Here is a 17,724-nt window from a genome sequence, read left to right as displayed (position 1 = left end):
GGAGGCTGGCTCCAGAGCAACTAGGTGGCCGGTATTGACCGGTATTCCACCCGATACTGTTCTAGTAGTGCGGGATCAGGCGCGAACCCCAGCCCGGGAGTGGTACCCAGATCAAACGAAGGCGTAAAGGCATGCAGCGGATGAAGTCTTACCGCCAGCTCAATCAGCGGCACCTCCAGACGGGTCGCCGCATCCATGGAGGCCACGATATGGGCAGCAGCCAGCATGCCCGGGCCGTAATAGAAACAATGCGGAACCAGCCGGATACCATAGTTGGCGGCCAGCTTCTGCACTTCCAGCATCCCGGTCACACCACCAATCTTTGCCACGCTGGGCTGAGCGATATCGACCGCGCCGGCGCTGAAAAGCTGCTCAAAGCCTGCCACGCCCGGAGCGTTTTCCCCTGCGGAGATTGCCACACCAGTTGCCCGAACCCGCGCCAGTGCGGTGAGATTGTCGGGCGGCCATACTGGCTCCTCCAGCCATGTGAGGTCCAGATCACGCAGCAGGCCAGCCTGTCGAATGGCTTCCTCGGGTTGCCACGGACAGTTCACATCGACCATCAGTTCAGCATCGTCAGGCAGTGCCGTGCGAGCCGAGCGAATAGCAGCCGCCGCCGTTTCGTGCAGCTTGAGGCTACGAAAACCCTGCTCGTATACGCGGCGTACCTGCCGGGCGACCTCTTCAGGGTCATTACCATAGCTGACCAGACTGGCATACAGCTCAATCTTGCCGTTCCGCCCGCCAAGCAGTTGATAGAGCGGCTTACCTGCCGCTTTGGCTTTAATATCCCAGACCGCGGTATCAATCGCAGACAGCGCGTAGAGCATGGGGCCTGTACTGCCAAAACTATGGAATGCCCGTTTTGCCTGATAGAGATGCTGCTGATAGTCGTCCAGGTCGGCCCCCAGAAAGAAAGGCGCGACCAGAGACTCAAGTGCCTTGAAGGTGACCGGATTCAGACCGTGGCCAAACGCCTCGCCCCACCCTTCAAGGCCGCTTTCAGTCACGACCCTGACCATCAGACTTTCCATTTTGCTGATGTTGGCAGAGGCTGCGTTATAGGTGTCATCACCTTTTACATCGACCTGATGGCGCTCACCGGCCGAAAACGGAATGGCAATTCTATGGATATCGATACGGCTGATCTTCACTGCGAGGTTCCTGTGCTGGGACCTTGGCATATTGAATGTGTGCCAGAGATGGGTTGCAGATAGTGGCTTATATTTATGTAATACATCATACAAGTGCATTCTTATAATGCAATACATCATATGTATGATTTTAAAATGCACTCAGTCTGCCTGCGTGAAGCCGCATGATGGCGCACAGCTGCCGCCCGCTGACACGACCCGGTACTGTTCCCAGTGTGCTGCGCTAAGTAACGTAAAGCGCGGGGGAATTATTTGCGCGCACCTGTACCTGATGACGGGAATTTGACACAATTCGCCGCTAAATATAGGCATGGCAGCTCGACACATCTCAGGATTTGGAAAAGATCCAGCTGCTCTCTTCACGCCATGGCAGTCAGCTCACGCTTTGTACAAGGAGCGCATATGAAAAAGGTTTTTATCGACGGCGAATCAGGCACTACCGGTCTGCAGGTAAGACAGCGTCTGGCTAACCACCCTCATGTACAGGTTGTCAGCATTGATCCTTCTGAAAAGCGCAATATCGACGCCAAAAAGCGCCTGATGAGCGAAGTGGATGTAACCATCCTGTGCCTGCCTGATGAAGCCTCCAAAGAATCTGCCCTGCTGGCAGGTGAAGTGGGATGCCGTGTACTGGATGCCAGTTCCGCTCATCGTATCGCTGACGGCTGGGTCTATGGCCTGCCGGAAATTCATGCCGAGCAGCGCAGCAAAATCGCCACTGCCGCACGGGTTTCCAACCCCGGCTGCTACGCCACCGGAGCCATCGTCCTGCTGCAACCGCTGGTTAAAGCAGGTGCACTGGCCGCTGACGGCCTGTACACCATCAATGCCGTATCAGGCTATACCGGTGGTGGTAAACCGATGATCGAGCGCTATGAAAGCGATGAAAAGGTCCCGACCTTTGCCGCCTACGGCCTTGGCTTTAACCACAAGCACCTGCCGGAAATCCAGACCCACAGCGCCCTCGCCCATCAGCCCATCTTTATCCCCAGCGTCGGTACCTTCGCGCAGGGCATGCTGGTGATGATTCCCCTGCACCTGCCTAAAGGCCAGAGCAGCGAAGCCCTGCACAAGGTCTTCGCCGATGCCTACGCTGGTGAAACGTTCGTTAAGGTGAATACCTATAACGAGATCGACCCGGCCAGTGCGCCATTCATCACCCCTCACGGTGTGGAAGGCAGCAATGAAGTGCAAATCTCTGTCTATGGCAACAAAGACGGAGATCGCAGCCTGCTGGTAGCCAAGCTGGACAACCTGGGCAAAGGTGCCTCCGGTGCGGCGGTACAAAACCTCAATATCATGCTGGGGCTGGATGAGTCCCTCTGTGTGAATATCGAGTAAGCCCCGCAGCTACGAGTTGCAGAAAGCAAAAAAGCCCGTGTTTCGTCAGAAGCACGGGCTTTTTTGTTAATGACAAATCTACTATCAGTTAATGACTTCGCAAAAAGTCGATAGTTTTCTCTAGCGACCATCAGATCAAGGTAAAGATCACCAAATGGTTGCTCACTTATATTCCTCTAGCGATCCGTCCAGCATTGCTTTGTTAGATATATTCACCGTCAGGATGGAGATTGCTCCTCATATTCTTCGGGATCACACCAGAGTGTAGTCTGAAGAAAAAAGGGGTCTGTAAATTGAACTGTGTAACTGCGTTTATGGGATGATGCGGGAACACCGCGAGGAGCAGTTACATGGCACTAACGCCAGAGATGTTGGATGAGCTGACTCAGGAATGTAAGACCCCGGAGGATGTCAGCAAGCTGTACGCCCAGATGCTGCAACACATGATCAATCGCAGCCTGCAAGCCGAGATGGACGACCACCTTGGCTACGACCGCCACGACAAAGCCGAGCCCGGTGCCAAGCGGGGCAATACCCGTAACGGCAAGAGCCGTAAAACGGTGCAGAGTGATGTCGGCGACTTGCTCATAGAGACTCCCCGCGACCGAGAAGGCCGCTTCGAGCCACAGCTGCTCAAGAAGCGGCAAGTTCGGCTGGCGGGGATGGAAGACAAGATCCTGACACTGTACGCCAAGGGCATGACCACGCGTGATATCGAGAGTGCGCTGGTGGACTTATACGGTGTGACGATTTCGCACACACTCATCGCCCAGGTTACTGATGCGGTTCTGGAGGAAGCCAAAGCGTGGCAGACGCGACCGCTGGAAGCGATTTACCCCATCGTCTGGCTGGATGGTCTGGTGGTCAAGGTACAGCACAACAAGCAGGTGGTGAACAAGTCAGCGCACGTTGTGCTTGGCGTCAATCTGCGCGGCGAGAAAGAAGTGCTGGGTCTGTGGCTGGCCGAAAGCGAAGGGGCGAAGTTCTGGTTGTCGGTGCTGACGGAGTTGCGTCATCGTGGCGTGCAGGATATTTACATCGCCAGTATGGACGGCCTGAAGGGGTTGCCGGAAGCGGTCAACGCGGTGTTTCCGAAAACGTTGACCCAGCTGTGTATTGTGCATCTGGTGCGCGCCAGCTTGCGTTATGTCAACACCAAAGACAGCAAGGTCGTTGTGGGTGCCCTGAAGCGAATTTACACATCGGCGACAGCGGACGAAGCCGTGCGCGAACTGGATGACTTTGAGAGCGATTGGGGTGAGAAATATCGGGCGGTGGTGCGGTTGTGGCGCGGTCACTGGGACAACATCATACCGTTCTTCCAGTTCCTGCCGGAGATCCGGAAAGTGATCTACACGACCAACGCCATCGAATCCCTGAACATGAGCCTGCGGAAACTGACACGTAATCGGCGCATTTTTCCGAACGACGATTCGGCACTCAAGTCACTCTTTCTGGCTATCCGCGAAGCATCGAAGAACTGGAAGGCTATTCATCACTGGAAACCGGCACTACAGAGTTTTCAGGTGATGTTTGGGGAGGAGCGCGTGCCGCTGGCCGCACTCTGAAAGGGAGCAGTTACACAGTTCGTTTGACAGACCCGAAAAAAGTAGCCAATGATTGTCCCCACAGGAAAACCGAACATAAGCATTACCCCCAGAAGCTCTGAAAGTTTTCTGGAGGCTTCGATTTTGTGCTTACTGCCATAGGCAAGAGCTGCGTGCAGGCATGTAAAAAACAAACATAAAGCCGAAGCCAGTAAACTCACATCACCACTATGTTGATACCATGCTATTCCAAATAGCCCTAAAAAACTGGGATACAGACATGAAAAAACGATATGAAAATTCATTAGTTTTATGTTGTTGTCCTTAAATATTTCAGATTCCCATTTTTTCATTCTAATATCCTGACGCCCTAGTAAAAGAAATGGGCTTTGTTGCATAAATAGATGTCAGCATATAAGACCCCTTACCCCAGATGATCTTATGGTATGCGCACCGTCATCGGTGTCCCGAGCCGCGTAAAGCGATTCAATATTGCCGCCCGCACCTGAAGCTCGGCGACCTGCCGGTCAAAATCCCTTGCCATCACGCGTTCACCCAGCCGCTTGAAACAGTGCATTTTGGTTTCCACCAGACTACGCCGATGATAACCGCTCCACTTCTTCCAGAGCGTCCGGCCCAGCCGGCGGGTGGCCCGCAGAATCTCATTCCTGGCAGAAGCCCCCGGGCGATTTTCCTTCCACGGCTTCGCATTCTGGCGGGTGGGTATCACTGCCTCTGCCTCTCGCCGGGCTATCGCCTCATGACAGCCTCGCGTGTCGTAGGCACCATCTCCACTGACAGACGCTATCTTCTCCTCCACCGGTATCTGACTCAGCAACCCGGGCAGCATCGGCGCGTCCCCCACCGCATTGTCGGTCACCTCAATAGCCCGGATTTCCAGCGTGTGCGCATCGATGCCCAGATGCACCTTGCGCCATTGGCGGCGGTAGTCCGCACCGTGCTTTTTGGTTTTCCATTCCCCTTCGCCCAGCATCTTGATACCGGTGCTGTCGATCAACAGATGCAGTCCGGTCGTGGCTGGGCGGCAAGGAATCACGACCTGCAGCGACTTCTGGCGCCGACAGACGGTGCTGTAGTCCGGCGCAGGCCAGTTCAGTCCCGCCAGGCGGAGTAGACTTTGCACCATGCCCACCGCCTGACGCAGGGCCAGGCCGAACAGGTTTTTGATCGTCAGGCAGAACTGAATGGCCGCCTCGCTGAAGCGCTGCGTACGCCCTCGCTGGCCGCGCGGTGTTCCGTGCCAGGTCATGTTTCTGTCCAGCCAGATCATCAATGCCCCACGCGCTTTGAGCGCGGCGTTGTAGGACTTCCAGTTCGTTGTTTTGTACTTCGGGGAGGTAGGCTTGTTCATGCCTTCATTCTACAACACGGGAGCCTGTTCCGATTTGTGCAACAAAGCCTTTTTAAATTCACCTGTCAATTCTACTATTTATTAAGAATGCATATACACTTTCTTCATATCCAGGTGGTAATGCATAGTATGTTTCATCTAACATCTATACTTTTAAACACAAAAAATCCTCTTTAACCAATTCGGATAGACAACGGCCTGTTAATAAAACCTTCGATCTCCCAACAATTATTGACAGATATACCTTTAAATAAACCCCAATTTAAAAACCATTCATACAAGCAATTAAATTTAAAAATAAAAGCCACGAACACGAGTCTGTCAGCGTCTGGCCTCGTACCACCCTTTTGAATTGTTGACGATACGCACCACCAGCAGCATTACCGGTACTTCGATCAGCACCCCCACCACCGTCGCCAGCGCGGCACCCGAATGGAAGCCAAACAGACTGATCGCCGCGGCCACCGCCAGCTCGAAGAAGTTGGACGCACCGATCAGGGCTGAAGGGCACGCAACGCTGTGCTTCTCGCCCAGCAGCCGGTTCAGCCAGTAAGCCAGCGCCGAGTTGAACAGCACCTGAATCAGAATGGGCACGGCCAGCAGGGCAATCACCAGTGGCTGCTGCAGAATGGCCTCGCCCTGAAAGGCGAACAGCAGCACCAGCGTGGCCAGCAAAGCGGCCATTGACCAGGGGCCGATACGGCTCATGGCAGCGTCAAATGCGGCCTGACCTTTAACCAGCAGTTGCTTACGCCATAGCTGCGCCAGTATCACAGGCACCACGATGTACAAAACAACGGAGGTCAGCAGGGTGTCCCACGGGACGGCAATGGCAGACATGCCGAGCAACAGCCCCACCAGTGGCGCAAAGGCAATAATCATAATGCTGTCGTTGAGTGCCACCTGTGACAGGGTGAACAGCGGATCACCCTGCGTCAGCCGGCTCCAGACAAACACCATTGCCGTACAGGGCGCCGCTGCCAGCAGAATCAGCCCGGCGATATAGCTGTCGAGCTGCTCTGCCGGGAGCATGGCGGCAAACAGATGGCGAATAAACAGCCAGCCCAGCAGGGCCATTGAAAACGGCTTGACCAGCCAGTTCACAAACAGGGTCACGCCGATACCGCGCAGGTGATGCCGCACTTCATGCAGCGCACTGAAATCGACTTTGACCAGCATCGGAATAATCATCACCCAGATCAGTATCCCTACGGGCAAATTGACCTGCGCTATTTCCAGCCCGCCGACGAACCGGAATACCGCAGGCATCCCCTGCCCCAGCGCAATGCCGAGCACGATGCACAGAAAGACCCATACGCTCAGGTAACGCTCGAACAGGCTCATTGGCGCCCCTGCCGATTTTTTCAGAGTAACCTCACATTGAGCAGACACGATGCTTTAACTCCTGTGTGCTGATCGGTGGTTGTTAATGGGTAGTTTTATGAATGGTTGCTGATCGGTAGCTGATGCCTGTACCCGGCCCGCAATAAGGCCGTCATGCCCCCCGTCGCTGACATGCCTCGCCACTGCGGCCATCTGCAAAGATTCCGTATGAGAATGGCATAGTTCGGCCCGCCCGGTGTTGAGCGAAGACATAAAGTCACATGGTCAGGCTGGCCAGCCGTCAGACTATAAATCGCGCACCAGCCCGGTAATCTGCTCACGCAGCCACTGATGACCGGAATCATGATGGTTGCGCGGATGCCACGCCAGGCAGGCGGGAAAGGCGACCGGCTCGTCAAAAGGCAGCTCGAAGATGTCGAGCGTCTCGGCAAAACGCTGCGCACAGGGTAATGAAAGCACGCTGACATAGTCCGTTCGGCGCAATATCTCCGGCACCAGCGTGAAGTGATGCACTGACAGCGCCACCCGACGACGGCGCCCCAGTGCTTCCAGGCGGTCATCAATAAAGCCGTGGAAGGCGCCGCCACTGTTGGAAACCAGCAGGTGCTCAAGTTCACAGTAGCTATCAAGGGTCAATGCCGCGGTGCCGCGCGGATGCCCCTTCCGCTGCACCACACCGTAGTGCAACTGACGCAGTGCCTTCACTTTGAGGTTGGGCGGAATCAGATTCGGTGCTCCGATCATGATGTCGACCTCTCCGCTTTCCATCTGGCTGGCCAGTAACTGCTGGTCAGGGGTGCGAAACGCCAGCCGTATTCCTTTGTAACCAAGATGATTAAAACGCTCGATCAGCGGCAGTCCGTATACCAGCGTGCTGTTATCCGTGGCGACCAGCTGAAAAGTGCGCTCATCATGCACGGGGTCGAACACGGGCCGCCGCTGAATCACCGTCTGTAACTGCTGTAACGCTTCGCGCAGTGGCTCCAGCAATTCCAGACCACGCGCTGTTGGCGTCATTCCCCGCCCTGCTTCTGCAGGCATCAGTAACGGGTCATCAAAAATTTGTCGCAGCCGCCCCAACTGTGCGGACAGCGCCGGCTGGCTGATATGCAGCCGCTGCGCGGCGCGGGTGACGTTGCGTTCGGCCAGCAAGGCGTCCAGCGACACCAGCAGATTAAGATCAATGGCCCTCAAATCGACCACGGTTATAGCTCCCATACGAATAATCGATTTCAACTATATGTGGCTGGTTTTTACAGTGACAACCTCGTCAATACTGCATGGAGTACCCCATGGAACCCTCACCGTCTTCTGACCGCCGCACTCTGCTCTGCCTGCTGGTGCTCAGCGCCTCGTACTTTTCCTTCAACACCTGCTCACTGGCGGTGGTCGGTCTGCTTGAGCCCATGGCCGCCAGCATGCAGCAACCAACCACTCAGATGGCCCGCCTGGTGTCACTGTTCGCATTGATTTTCGCAGTTGCGGCGCCGCTGATGCAGGTGGTGAGCAGTGGTCGCAGCCGCCGGCGAATGCTGCAATACGGCCTGCTGGCCATGGCCGCAGGTGCTTTGGGCAGCGCATTTTCCCCTGACTATGACTGGCTGCTGGTCGCCCGCGGTGTACTGGCTGTCGGTGCCGCTATTGTCGGGCCGACCGCGCTGGCGGTATCCACGCTGCTGGTTGCTCCAGCACATCAGGGCCGGGCACTGGCTATCGTCTTTACCGGCATGACACTGTCCACCGTGTTTGGCGTTCCGCTGGCTTCGTGGCTGGGCACGGTGTGGTCGTGGCAGGGCGTATTTATGCTGATGGCGGCCGTCATCGTGCTGTGTGGCGTGCTGGTGTCGGTACTGCTGCAAGACCACACCCCCGCTCCCAGAGTCACAGCCAAGGCATTCCTTAGTGTGTTTCAGCGTGCCGACACCGGCTGGAGCATCGTCTCCATGCTGATGCAGATGGCCTCACAATTTGCCAGCTACACCCTGATCAGTATTCTGCTGGTGCGTCATTTCCAGCTGCCTGAGCACTCGCTGGCAGCAGCGCTGATGGCTTTCGGGGTCGGAGGGGTCATGGGTAATGCACTGTCTGGTGCACTGGCAGAACGCTTCAGCCCTGATCAGCTGTTATGGACGGCGCTGATTGGCATGATGGTGACCTTCAGCCTGTTTATTCTTGCTCCCGCCATGCCTTGGGCAGGTATTACCCTGACGGGCATCTGGGCTGTCTTTGGTCTGATGTTTCAGACGCCGCAGCAACGCCGGCTGATCAGCCTTGCGCCCAATCTGCGCGGTCTGTTGCTGGCTATGAATGCCTCAGCCATATACTTCGGCATGTCGCTGGGCAGCACTCTGGGTAGTTTTGCTTTCCACCAGTGGGGCGATGGCAGCATGAGTGTCGCCTCGTTGCTGCTCGCTATCGCGTCAGCGGCAGGGTTGTGGCTGTCACAGCGCGCTGCCAGTGCCAGCCACCAGCGGGAAAATGCCTCGACCTGTGTGCTCAGTGCCGGTAACCCGCTCAGTGCCTGTAAAGAGTCAGCGTAAGTTCCAAAGCATCATTGACTCAAACCGTGTGCTCTGACTCTTGGCATGGGCAGACTATGACGGGGCGGTACTGCTGCCCCCTGCATTACCGGCTACAGCGCAAAACGTGCCACCACCGGAGCATGATCGGGGACGATGGATTTGTGCCGCAGCTTGGGATCTGCGGATACGGATGCCAGACCGTTCACAAGCTCGGTATAGCTCTTCACTTCCGGCAGCTGACGTTTCCCGTGCTGATCAGCAGGCAACAGATGCTGCGAGCAGAGAATCTGGTCCAGCATTTCTGGCTGGCCATGCTCGATACGCGAGAAACGCTGGGCTGGAGGAATCAACAGCGCCGTGTTGAACAGTCGTTGTGCATCCCCCTGGTCAGGACGCTGAAAGCCGCCGGTGTTCATCTGACTGCCTGGCGGGCCGAGCAAGAGCTGTGATGTGGCCGCCTCCTCCCCATCATTCATGTCTCCCAGCACGATTACCCCGTCCTGCGGATGGTCGGTCAGCAGCCGGGTGGTTTCCATTCGCACTTCTACTGCCTCTGCGGCGCGCCGAAACAGCGCCATGGCCGCGACCTGTGCACGCAAAACTTCATCATGTGTAGAGAAGCGCCCGTGCGGAAAGGTCAGCAGCTTGGACTTGAGGTGACAGGTAATCAGATGTACCTGCAGCGGGCCGACAGCGACACTGACACGAACGGCGCCACGGCCGAGCTGGCTTGTTGTAGCCAGCGCACCGCTATACTCCAGCACCTTAACCTGATCCACCGGCACCGGGCCGGTAAACTGACTGAGATCTTTTGCCGGCTGCACAAAGGGAAGTTTGGATAGCACCCCCACGCGGATACCGCGCCGGTCTGGCTGGCCTTCATGCATCGAGGGATAGAGATTAGCGCCGAGTGTCTGTTGCAACAGCGCCAGAGCATCCTTCCCCAGCTCCTGAAAAGCGACAACATCTGGAGCCAGCTCACGGATGGTGGCGGTCAGCAGCCCCAGCTTCTGCTCAAAACGCCTTGCGTCCTCCGTGGCGGCCGCATCGTCTCCAGCGTCTACCAGAAAGAAGTTTTCCACATTCCACGTCATCACCGAAAAAGCCATCATTCTCTCCTTTTGCTCGAGCCTGAACGACGAGCTGCGTGCCCGCCTTTCACCTTAGTCAGTAATGATGACAACCTTCTGATCATTTAATGACCACAGCAACATGTCAGAACTCAATCTGCGCCCCCATCTCCACTACCCTGTTGGCCGGGATGCGGAAGAAGTCGGTGGCACGGTTGGCATTGCGGTTCATCCAGATAAACAGGTGCTCACGCCATGCCGCCATGCCCGGCACTGCCGTCTGGATCAGGGTTTCACGTGACAGGAAGAAGGAGGTTTGCAGCAGGTCAAAATGAATGTCGTGGTCCTCACACAAATCCAGAATCTCCTGCACATCGGGGATTTCCCGAAAGCCGTAGAAGGCCTGAATACGCCAGAAGGTGGGCGATAGCTGTTCGATCCTGATCTTGCGGCCATCCTCGATGTAGGGCAGGTCTTCATTCTGGATGGTCAGAAAGAACACCCGCTCATGCAGCACCCGGTTGTGCTTTAAGTTATGCATCAGTGCATGAGGCACGCCGGTAACAGACGGCGACATAAAGATCGCCGTGCCGGGCACCCGCGCAGGCGGGTAGGTTTCCAGATTATCCACCAGCCGCTCCAGCGGAATGGCGACCCTGGTCAGATGCTGATGCAGCAGCGCTCTGCCCCGCTGCCAGGTCGTCATCAGGATAAAAACCATGACGCCGATCAGCAGTGGCAGCCAGCCTCCGGCAAAAATTTTCACCAGATTGGCACTGAACAGCGGCACGTCTATACACAGCAAGGCCAGACACAGTGGCATCACCAGCCATAACCGCCAGTTCCAGCTGCGATACGCCAGCGTGCAGGTGAGCAGAGTGGTAATCACCATGGTACCGGTGACGGCAATCCCGTAGGCACCGGCCAGCGCGCTGGAGGAGCCGAAGAAATTGACCACCAGTATCACCGCCAGCAATAACCCCCAGTTCATCAGCGGAATGTAGATCTGCCCCATTTCCCGGTCGGAGGTGTACTGAATCTCCATCCGTGGCAGATAGCCCATCTGAATCGCCTGACGGGTCAGGGAGAATACGCCGGAAATCACTGCCTGCGAGGCAATCACCGTCGCCAGGGTGGCCAGCCCGACCAGCGGCAGTAATGCCCAGTCAGGCGCCAGATGATAGAAGGGATTGGCACGGGTGGCCGGATCACTGAGGATCAGCGCCCCCTGCCCCAGATAATTGAGAATCAGCGCGGGCAGCACATAACCAAACCAGGCCAGCCGGATGGGCTGACGACCGAAGTGGCCCATGTCGGCATAAAGCGCCTCCGCTCCGGTCAGCGCCAGTACCACCGAACCCAGAGCCAGAAAGCCCACCAGCTTATGTGTCAGCATAAAGTTAACAGCCCAGTATGGGTTGAAGGCTTTCAGCACTTCGGGATTGCCGATAATGGCCAGCAGCCCCAGCACGCCCAGGGTTGCAAACCACAGCAACATCACCGGGCCGAACAGCTTGCCCACTCTGGCCGTACCCTTGTGCTGAATGGCAAACAGGGCAATCAGCACCACTAACGACAGGGGCAGCACATAGGGTTTGAAGGCCGGTGTGGCGATCTCCAGCCCTTCGATGGCTGACAGTACCGAGATGGCGGGCGTGATCACTACCTCACCGTAGAAGAAGCCTCCCCCCATCAGTCCCAGCATGGCCAGCCACAGCCCCTTGCTGCCAAGCACCCGTCGAATCAGGGTTTGCAGGGTGAGAATCCCCCCTTCTCCGCGGTTATCGGCACGCAGCACAAACAGCAGATACTTCAGCGAAACCACCAGCAGCAGCCCCCAGATAATCAGCGACAGCACGCCCAGCACATTGGCCTCTGTCGGCTGTAACCCAAGGTGCTCACCAAAACATTCGCGCAGGGTATAAAGCGGGCTGGTGCCGATGTCACCATAGACAATCCCCAGCGCCGCCAGTATCAGGCTGGGGCGGTTGGCAGAGCTGCGGTGCGGGTGCCCCGGATGAATGTGGGCTCGGGCAGGTGGCGCGACCACCGTCGCGGGATGATTAACGGTCGGCTGGGGTTGGGTCTCTGGTCCTGTATGACCAGCGGGAGCGTCATGCATTGTGCTTCACCTCGGTATCCATTCATGTGGTGATAGCACTTTATTGGGGATGATGCCGACGAATTCCCGCTCTTTGTAGCGTTTGCAGGTCAATTTCCTTGCTGTGACCTTGATTGGGCAGCGCCTATGAGGTGTAGATCAGGTTGCGCTCTTTACGTGCCTGACCGGGAGGGACACCGAAATAGGCCCGGTAGCAATGGCGGAAATGCGACAGGCTGGAAAAGCCACAGGCAACGGCGATATTGGCCATTTCCTCATCGGACTGCATCACCAGCTGTCTGGCCTTGGTCAGCCGCAGTTCCTGATAAAAGCGGCTGGGAGAGGTACCCAGATGCTTCATGAACGCCCGTTCCAGCACCCGTCGTGACACGCTGGCATAACCGACCAGCTCATCAAGACTGACCGGATCTTCAATGTTGTTTTCCATGATTTCCAGCACCGTTTTCAACGACGGTGGCAAGCCGGGGCGGGAGGTTACTGATGCGATAAACATGTCCTGCTCTTCGTCCAGCCGGTCCCGGTTGAGCACATCTTCCACCGCCTGCACGCATTCGCGGCCATGCTCCCGACGGATGAACTGCAGCATCATCGGCAGCGCACTGTGCGGCCCGGCACAACTCATCACATTTTCATCAATCACGTAGGGCGCGCGTACCACATTGGCACTGGGAAAGCGTTCTTTGAGGCTTTCCCGGTTGTCCGGATGCAGGGTAAAGCGCTGGTTGCCGAGTACACCGGCATTGATCAGATGATAGGCACCGTTCCAGATGCCGCCGAATACCGGCTTATTGCGTGCAGCGGCCTGCAGTTTTTTCTTCAGCACAGCATCCGCTGCCAGACTGACACGGTAGCCACCGCAAACAATAATGGCCCGATACATCGTGGGCTCCAGCCCCTCCAGCTGCTCATCGACAGCAATATCAATCCCCAGATCGCTGCGCACCAGCTTGCTCTGCCGGCCAAAGGTACGCACGTTGTACAGCGGCCGGCTGCTGACCAGATTCGCTGTGACCAGCGCATCCAGCGCGGCGGAAAAGGCCATCATGGAAAAGTTTTCCAGCAGGATGATGGCCACCGGCATCGCCGGCGCGCTGGGTTCGGCCTGTTTGGGCATGTAGACACGATTGGAAAGCTGCACACTGCAATGGGGTTTGGCCGTCACAATGATTTCCTGATGGGTGGATTACAATGCCACCTGCTGGGGCGGTGGCACATAGGCTGCCCGCGCAGCCCTGACCTGTTCGTGATTATCGGCGGCCCAGGCAATCATCTGATTCAGCGGAGCAAGCAGTGAAATGCCCAGTTCAGTCAGGCTGTATTCCACTCGTGGCGGCACCGTAGGGTACACCGTGCGGTTGACCAGCCCATCCTGCTCCAGCGTCCGCAGGGTTTGTGCCAGCATGCGCTGAGAGATGTCACCGATCTGCTTGCGCAATTCGCTGAAACGCAGCGTGCCGTTCTCCAGCTCATAAATGATCAGCACCGTCCAGCGGTCTCCCAGCCGGTCAAGGACATCACGAATGGGGCACTTTTCGGCCATTTCGCCTTTGGGTCTGTGTAAGCTCATGGCTCCACGCCTCCCTTATTCAATTCATCATGGTAATAGCACAGTCAGATCACAGTGCGTTGATACCGACCGCCGCTATCAGTAAAGCGACATAATGGCTGTCGGTCACAATCAGGTTCCGAATAGTAACTTACTAATGATTTTGCTGACAGTCTCCAACCATTAGCCTCAGGCTCCCGAGTCAGGTTCAGCAGCCTGTTTTATATCCGCCAGCAGACACAACGCGGACCCGCTTATGCGCCAACAAGGCGGCTTATCTGCATCACTGCTTCAGCACACCTGGTTACCGGTCAGTAACCAGGTGACTTATTTCTCCCTTCTTGTTGATACCTGAAACAGCGCGTTAAATGGCAGACATCAGTTCCTATTAGTAACCTTCTAACTAAATGGAGTCATAGTGATGGCTGATAACTTCCCCATTCTGGTCACCGGCGCCAACGGTCAACTTGGCCGTCTGGTTATCAAGGCACTGCTTGATGATCTGCAGGTGCCCGCTGCACAGATTATTGCCACCAGTCGCTCGGTGGAGTCACTCACCGATCTCGCTGCGCTGGGCGTCGTGACGCGCGCCGCTGATTTTAACGACCCGGCCTCTCTGCAAGTCGCGTTCAGTGGTGCCAGACGTCTGCTGCTGATCAGCACCGACGCCATTGATCGTCCGGGTGTTCGCCTGCAACAGCACAGGAATGCAGTCGCTGCAGCCGAAGCAGCGGGTGTCAGCCATGTGGTGTATACCTCCATGCCCAAACCAGAGCCAGGATCAGCCATCACCTTCGCCGGTGACCACTACGGCACCGAACAGGCGCTGGCTACCAGTAACCTGAGCTGGACGGTGCTGCGTAACTGCTGGTACATGGAAAACCTGCTGATGTCAGTGCCCCACGCGCTGCAGACAGGCCAGTGGTACAGCGCCGCTGCGGACGGCAAGATCGCGAATATCAGCCGTGCAGACTGTGCCCTTGCTGCCGCCACAGCACTGGCAAATGATGACTTCAGCAACACCACCTATACCCTGACCGGGGCCGAAGCCCATACCACGGCGGAGATGGCTGCCATCATCAGCGAGGTGACGGGTAAGCCCCTGCAGGTGATCGACATCCCCGATGCGGCTCTGGCAGAAGGCCTGCAAGCCGCTGGCCTGCCCGGCTTTCTGATCCCGGTACTGGTCTCCTTCGATACCAACACCCGTCTGGGCGGCGTGGCCGACATCAGCCATGACTTCACTACCCTGACCGGCAGACAACCGCTACCCTTCCGTGATTTTGTGATAGCCAGTAAGGCTGCGTTGCTGGGCAACCAAACTGACGTTCATTGAGCAAACAGCCAGCAGAATTACTGCTAGCCGCAAAAGCAGGTTTTGCTATTATGGCGCGACTCGCGCGATACCCGCATGAAGAGGCAAAACATGCAGATTTCTGATAACACCGTTGTACAGTTCAACTACACCCTGAAAGACCAGGAAGGCAACGTTCTGGAAAGCAACTCTGGCCATGACCCCATGGCTTACCTGCACGGCCACAGCAACATGCTGTCAGGCGTTGAAAAAGCCCTGACTGGCAAGACCAAGGGCGAAAGCTTCAGCGTGACGCTGGAAGCCGCTGATGCCTACGGCGAGCGCAAGGAAGAGGCGATTCAGCGTATTCCTGCGAAGCATCTGCAGGGTGCCAAGGTGTGGAAGCCCGGTATGGTTGCGGTGGTCAATACCGAACAGGGTCAGCGTCAGGTGACGGTCGTCAAGCCCGGCAAGTTCATGATCACTGTTGATCTCAACCACCCCCTGGCTGGCCGTACTCTGACTTTCGATCTGGAAGTGGTCGATGTCCGTGAAGCCACCAGCGAAGAAGTGGCTCATGGCCATGCGCACGGTGTAGGTGGTCATCACCACCATTGAGTGATCGTACTGTGCCTTGAGCACATCTCAGGCGCAGTATCGATATCGGCAACGGCTCATCTTCCGATGGGCCGTTTGTTTTTCTGGGATTGCCTCGCTGTTCTGAGCGTCTTCCAATCATCTCCCTCCCCCTTGTCTCGTAACCCTGTCTCGCAAGAATGATTCTCGTCCCGGTTGACACTAGATAACATCTTAAATATTTTTAATTAACTTATTAATTACAACCACCAAAGACCGCCACACGAAAAATAACCGGAGCGTCTTCCTGTGCAGACTACCTATCCTTACTACCTGGCCAATCGTGCCGAGCAGCCCAATACCGACCTTGCCGTCACCGACAAATTCAGCGGTGACGTGGTTACCCGTGTGGCCATGGCCGATGTGGCAGCGATTGACCGTGCCATCGCCGCCGCAGTCAAAGCAGCCCCTGCCATGGCCAAACTGCCCAGCTACAAGCGGCAGGACATTCTCAACCACTGCATCAAACGCTTTCAGGAACGTTTTGAAGAGCTGGCTCAGGCGCTGTGTCTGGAAGCCGGCAAGCCTATCAAGGATGCCCGTGGCGAAGTCACCCGGCTGATTGATACCTTCCGTATTGCCGCTGAAGAGGCTGTACGGATCTATGGCGAAGTCATGCCGCTGGATATTTCCCCACGGGCGCAAGGCTATCGTGGCATGACCCGCCGCGTGCCCATTGGCCCCTGCTCGTTTATCTCACCGTTCAACTTCCCGCTGAATCTGGCCGCACATAAAGTCGCCCCGGCCATCGCCGCAGGCTGTCCGTTCATCCTCAAGCCTGCCAGCCTGACACCTGTCGGCGCGCTGATTATCGGAGAAGTGCTGGCCGAAACTGATCTGCCTGAGGGCGCCTTCTCGGTACTGCCCTGCCACCGTGATGGTGCCGACCTGTTCACCACCGATGACCGCCTCAAGCTGCTGAGCTTTACCGGCTCACCCGATGTGGGCTGGGCGCTGAAGGCCAGGGCAGGCAAGAAAAAGGTAGTGCTTGAGCTGGGGGGCAACGCCGCCTGCGTGGTGGATGAAGGGACTCAGGTCGATGATGCCGTCGCCCGTATCGTCTTTGGTGCGTACTACCAGTCGGGCCAGAGCTGTATCAGCGTGCAGCGCATCATTGTGCACTCTTCCCTTTATGCCGAGGTCAGGGACAAACTCACGACCGCGGTCAAAGCCCTGCCCATGGGCGACCCACGTCTGGAGCAGACATTTATCGGCCCGATGATTTCCGAGAAGGAAGCCATCCGCCTGCATACCTGGATCAACGAGGCGGTTGAAGGAGGTGCACAGGTGCTGGCAGGAGGTGACCGTCAGGGGGCGATGTTACAGGCCACGCTGCTGGAGAATGTCAGCAAAGACAGCAACCTCTACCGGCAGGAAGCCTTCGGCCCGGTGGCTATCCTGTCGTCCTTTGATGATTTCGAACAGGCACTGGCCGAAGTGAATGACAGTGACTTTGGTCTGCAGGCGGGCATTTTCACCCGCGACCTCTACAAGGCACAACAGGCGTGGGATGAGCTGGAAGTCGGTGGGGTGGTCATCGGCGACGTGCCCTCATGGCGTGTTGACCACATGCCTTACGGCGGCGTCAAGGACAGCGGTCTCGGGCGTGAAGGCATCCGCTTCGCCATTGAGGACATGACGGAGATTCGCATGCTGATTACCCGCCAGGTGCCCAATAGCTAACAACATCCCTGTCTCGGGTTAGCACGTCAGATCACCCTGTTTGCCCCATCCTGCGATGGGGCATTTTTCTTCAGGAACCTGTAACTGCTGCTC

At 56.7% G+C, this 17,724-nt stretch carries 15 protein-coding genes; 6 read left to right on the top strand and 9 right to left on the bottom strand.

Going from position 1 to position 17,724, the window contains the following annotated elements; genetic code table 11:
* Positions 1–20: 20 nt before the first annotated feature.
* The gene (locus QCD60_RS22225; protein WP_279788533.1) at positions 21–1,154 is read right to left on the bottom strand and encodes a mandelate racemase/muconate lactonizing enzyme family protein; all 1,134 of its coding nucleotides are present in this window, start codon (positions 1,152–1,154) and stop codon (positions 21–23) included.
* Positions 1,155–1,556: 402 nt separating this feature from the next.
* On the opposite strand from QCD60_RS22225, the gene argC reads away from it, so the two are divergent.
* On the top strand, positions 1,557–2,495 hold the full coding sequence (argC, locus tag QCD60_RS22220; RefSeq protein WP_279788531.1) for an N-acetyl-gamma-glutamyl-phosphate reductase: 939 nt from the start codon (positions 1,557–1,559) through the stop codon (positions 2,493–2,495).
* A gap of 350 nt (positions 2,496–2,845) precedes the next feature.
* Positions 2,846–4,063 carry an IS256 family transposase gene (locus QCD60_RS22215; protein WP_279784912.1) on the top strand — a complete coding sequence of 406 codons (1,218 nt, stop codon included), beginning with the start codon at positions 2,846–2,848 and terminating at the stop codon, positions 4,061–4,063.
* Here the strand turns inward: QCD60_RS22215 and QCD60_RS22210 are convergent.
* The 4 genes from QCD60_RS22210 to QCD60_RS22195 form a co-directional block, all read right to left on the bottom strand.
* Positions 4,018–4,395, bottom strand: coding sequence for a hypothetical protein (locus tag QCD60_RS22210; protein WP_279788529.1), 378 nt, complete (start codon positions 4,393–4,395; stop codon positions 4,018–4,020). The genes QCD60_RS22215 and QCD60_RS22210 overlap by 46 nt on opposite strands.
* An 86-nt stretch (positions 4,396–4,481) precedes the next feature.
* Positions 4,482–5,414, bottom strand: coding sequence for an IS5 family transposase (locus QCD60_RS22205; RefSeq protein ID WP_279788527.1), 933 nt, complete (start codon positions 5,412–5,414; stop codon positions 4,482–4,484).
* Positions 5,415–5,735: 321 nt separating this feature from the next.
* The gene (arsB, locus tag QCD60_RS22200; protein WP_279791055.1) at positions 5,736–6,758 is read right to left on the bottom strand and encodes an ACR3 family arsenite efflux transporter; all 1,023 of its coding nucleotides are present in this window, start codon (positions 6,756–6,758) and stop codon (positions 5,736–5,738) included.
* Positions 6,759–7,043: 285 nt separating this feature from the next.
* Positions 7,044–7,961: a LysR family transcriptional regulator gene (locus QCD60_RS22195; RefSeq protein WP_279788525.1), complete on the bottom strand. Its 918-nt coding sequence runs from the start codon at positions 7,959–7,961 to the stop codon at positions 7,044–7,046.
* 89 nt (positions 7,962–8,050) lie between these two features.
* Here QCD60_RS22195 and QCD60_RS22190 point away from each other — a divergent pair, with 89 nt between their 5' ends.
* Positions 8,051–9,298, top strand: a complete 1,248-nt coding sequence (locus QCD60_RS22190; RefSeq protein ID WP_279788523.1) for an MFS transporter — start codon at positions 8,051–8,053, stop codon at positions 9,296–9,298.
* Positions 9,299–9,390: 92 nt separating this feature from the next.
* Here the strand turns inward: QCD60_RS22190 and QCD60_RS22185 are convergent, their stop codons facing one another.
* The 4 genes from QCD60_RS22185 to QCD60_RS22170 all read right to left on the bottom strand — a co-directional run bounded on the left by QCD60_RS22185 (position 9,391) and on the right by QCD60_RS22170 (position 14,039).
* The gene (locus QCD60_RS22185; protein WP_279788521.1) at positions 9,391–10,392 is read right to left on the bottom strand and encodes an endonuclease/exonuclease/phosphatase family protein; all 1,002 of its coding nucleotides are present in this window, start codon (positions 10,390–10,392) and stop codon (positions 9,391–9,393) included.
* Positions 10,393–10,495: 103 nt separating this feature from the next.
* Positions 10,496–12,472: a low affinity potassium transporter Kup gene (gene kup, locus QCD60_RS22180; protein WP_279788518.1), complete on the bottom strand. Its 1,977-nt coding sequence runs from the start codon at positions 12,470–12,472 to the stop codon at positions 10,496–10,498.
* Positions 12,473–12,596: 124 nt separating this feature from the next.
* Entirely contained in the window at positions 12,597–13,634 is a 1,038-nt protein-coding gene (locus tag QCD60_RS22175; protein ID WP_279788516.1) for a GlxA family transcriptional regulator, read from the bottom strand.
* A gap of 21 nt (positions 13,635–13,655) precedes the next feature.
* Positions 13,656–14,039 carry a helix-turn-helix domain-containing protein gene (locus QCD60_RS22170; protein WP_279788514.1) on the bottom strand — a complete coding sequence of 128 codons (384 nt, stop codon included), beginning with the start codon at positions 14,037–14,039 and terminating at the stop codon, positions 13,656–13,658.
* Positions 14,040–14,439: 400 nt separating this feature from the next.
* On the opposite strand from QCD60_RS22170, the gene QCD60_RS22165 reads away from it, so the two are divergent.
* The 3 genes from QCD60_RS22165 to QCD60_RS22155 all read left to right on the top strand — a co-directional run bounded on the left by QCD60_RS22165 (position 14,440) and on the right by QCD60_RS22155 (position 17,631).
* Positions 14,440–15,354 carry an SDR family oxidoreductase gene (locus QCD60_RS22165; RefSeq protein ID WP_279788512.1) on the top strand — a complete coding sequence of 305 codons (915 nt, stop codon included), beginning with the start codon at positions 14,440–14,442 and terminating at the stop codon, positions 15,352–15,354.
* A 90-nt stretch (positions 15,355–15,444) separates the two neighbouring features.
* Positions 15,445–15,930 carry a peptidylprolyl isomerase gene (locus QCD60_RS22160; protein ID WP_279788510.1) on the top strand — a complete coding sequence of 162 codons (486 nt, stop codon included), beginning with the start codon at positions 15,445–15,447 and terminating at the stop codon, positions 15,928–15,930.
* Positions 15,931–16,197: 267 nt separating this feature from the next.
* Entirely contained in the window at positions 16,198–17,631 is a 1,434-nt protein-coding gene (locus tag QCD60_RS22155; protein WP_279788508.1) for an aldehyde dehydrogenase family protein, read from the top strand.
* Positions 17,632–17,724: the final 93 nt, after the last annotated feature.

Origin of the sequence: Pokkaliibacter sp. MBI-7, from assembly GCF_029846635.1 — a bacterium.
Lineage (GTDB): Bacteria > Pseudomonadota > Gammaproteobacteria > Pseudomonadales > Balneatricaceae > Pokkaliibacter.
Note: the sequence above shows the minus strand (reverse complement) of the source record. Positions and strands in the feature narration are given on the sequence as shown.

Coding starts and splice junctions, on each gene's coding strand:
- argC (WP_279788531.1), top strand. CDS start 1,557: ATGAAAAAGGTTTTTATCGACGGCGAATCAGGCACTACCGGTCTGCAG.
- QCD60_RS22215 (WP_279784912.1), top strand. CDS start 2,846: ATGGCACTAACGCCAGAGATGTTGGATGAGCTGACTCAGGAATGTAAG.
- QCD60_RS22210 (WP_279788529.1), bottom strand. CDS start 4,395: ATGAAAAAATGGGAATCTGAAATATTTAAGGACAACAACATAAAACTA.
- QCD60_RS22205 (WP_279788527.1), bottom strand. CDS start 5,414: ATGAACAAGCCTACCTCCCCGAAGTACAAAACAACGAACTGGAAGTCC.
- arsB (WP_279791055.1), bottom strand. CDS start 6,758: ATGAGCCTGTTCGAGCGTTACCTGAGCGTATGGGTCTTTCTGTGCATC.
- QCD60_RS22190 (WP_279788523.1), top strand. CDS start 8,051: ATGGAACCCTCACCGTCTTCTGACCGCCGCACTCTGCTCTGCCTGCTG.
- QCD60_RS22185 (WP_279788521.1), bottom strand. CDS start 10,392: ATGATGGCTTTTTCGGTGATGACGTGGAATGTGGAAAACTTCTTTCTG.
- kup (WP_279788518.1), bottom strand. CDS start 12,472: ATGCATGACGCTCCCGCTGGTCATACAGGACCAGAGACCCAACCCCAG.
- QCD60_RS22170 (WP_279788514.1), bottom strand. CDS start 14,039: ATGAGCTTACACAGACCCAAAGGCGAAATGGCCGAAAAGTGCCCCATT.
- QCD60_RS22165 (WP_279788512.1), top strand. CDS start 14,440: ATGGCTGATAACTTCCCCATTCTGGTCACCGGCGCCAACGGTCAACTT.
- QCD60_RS22160 (WP_279788510.1), top strand. CDS start 15,445: ATGCAGATTTCTGATAACACCGTTGTACAGTTCAACTACACCCTGAAA.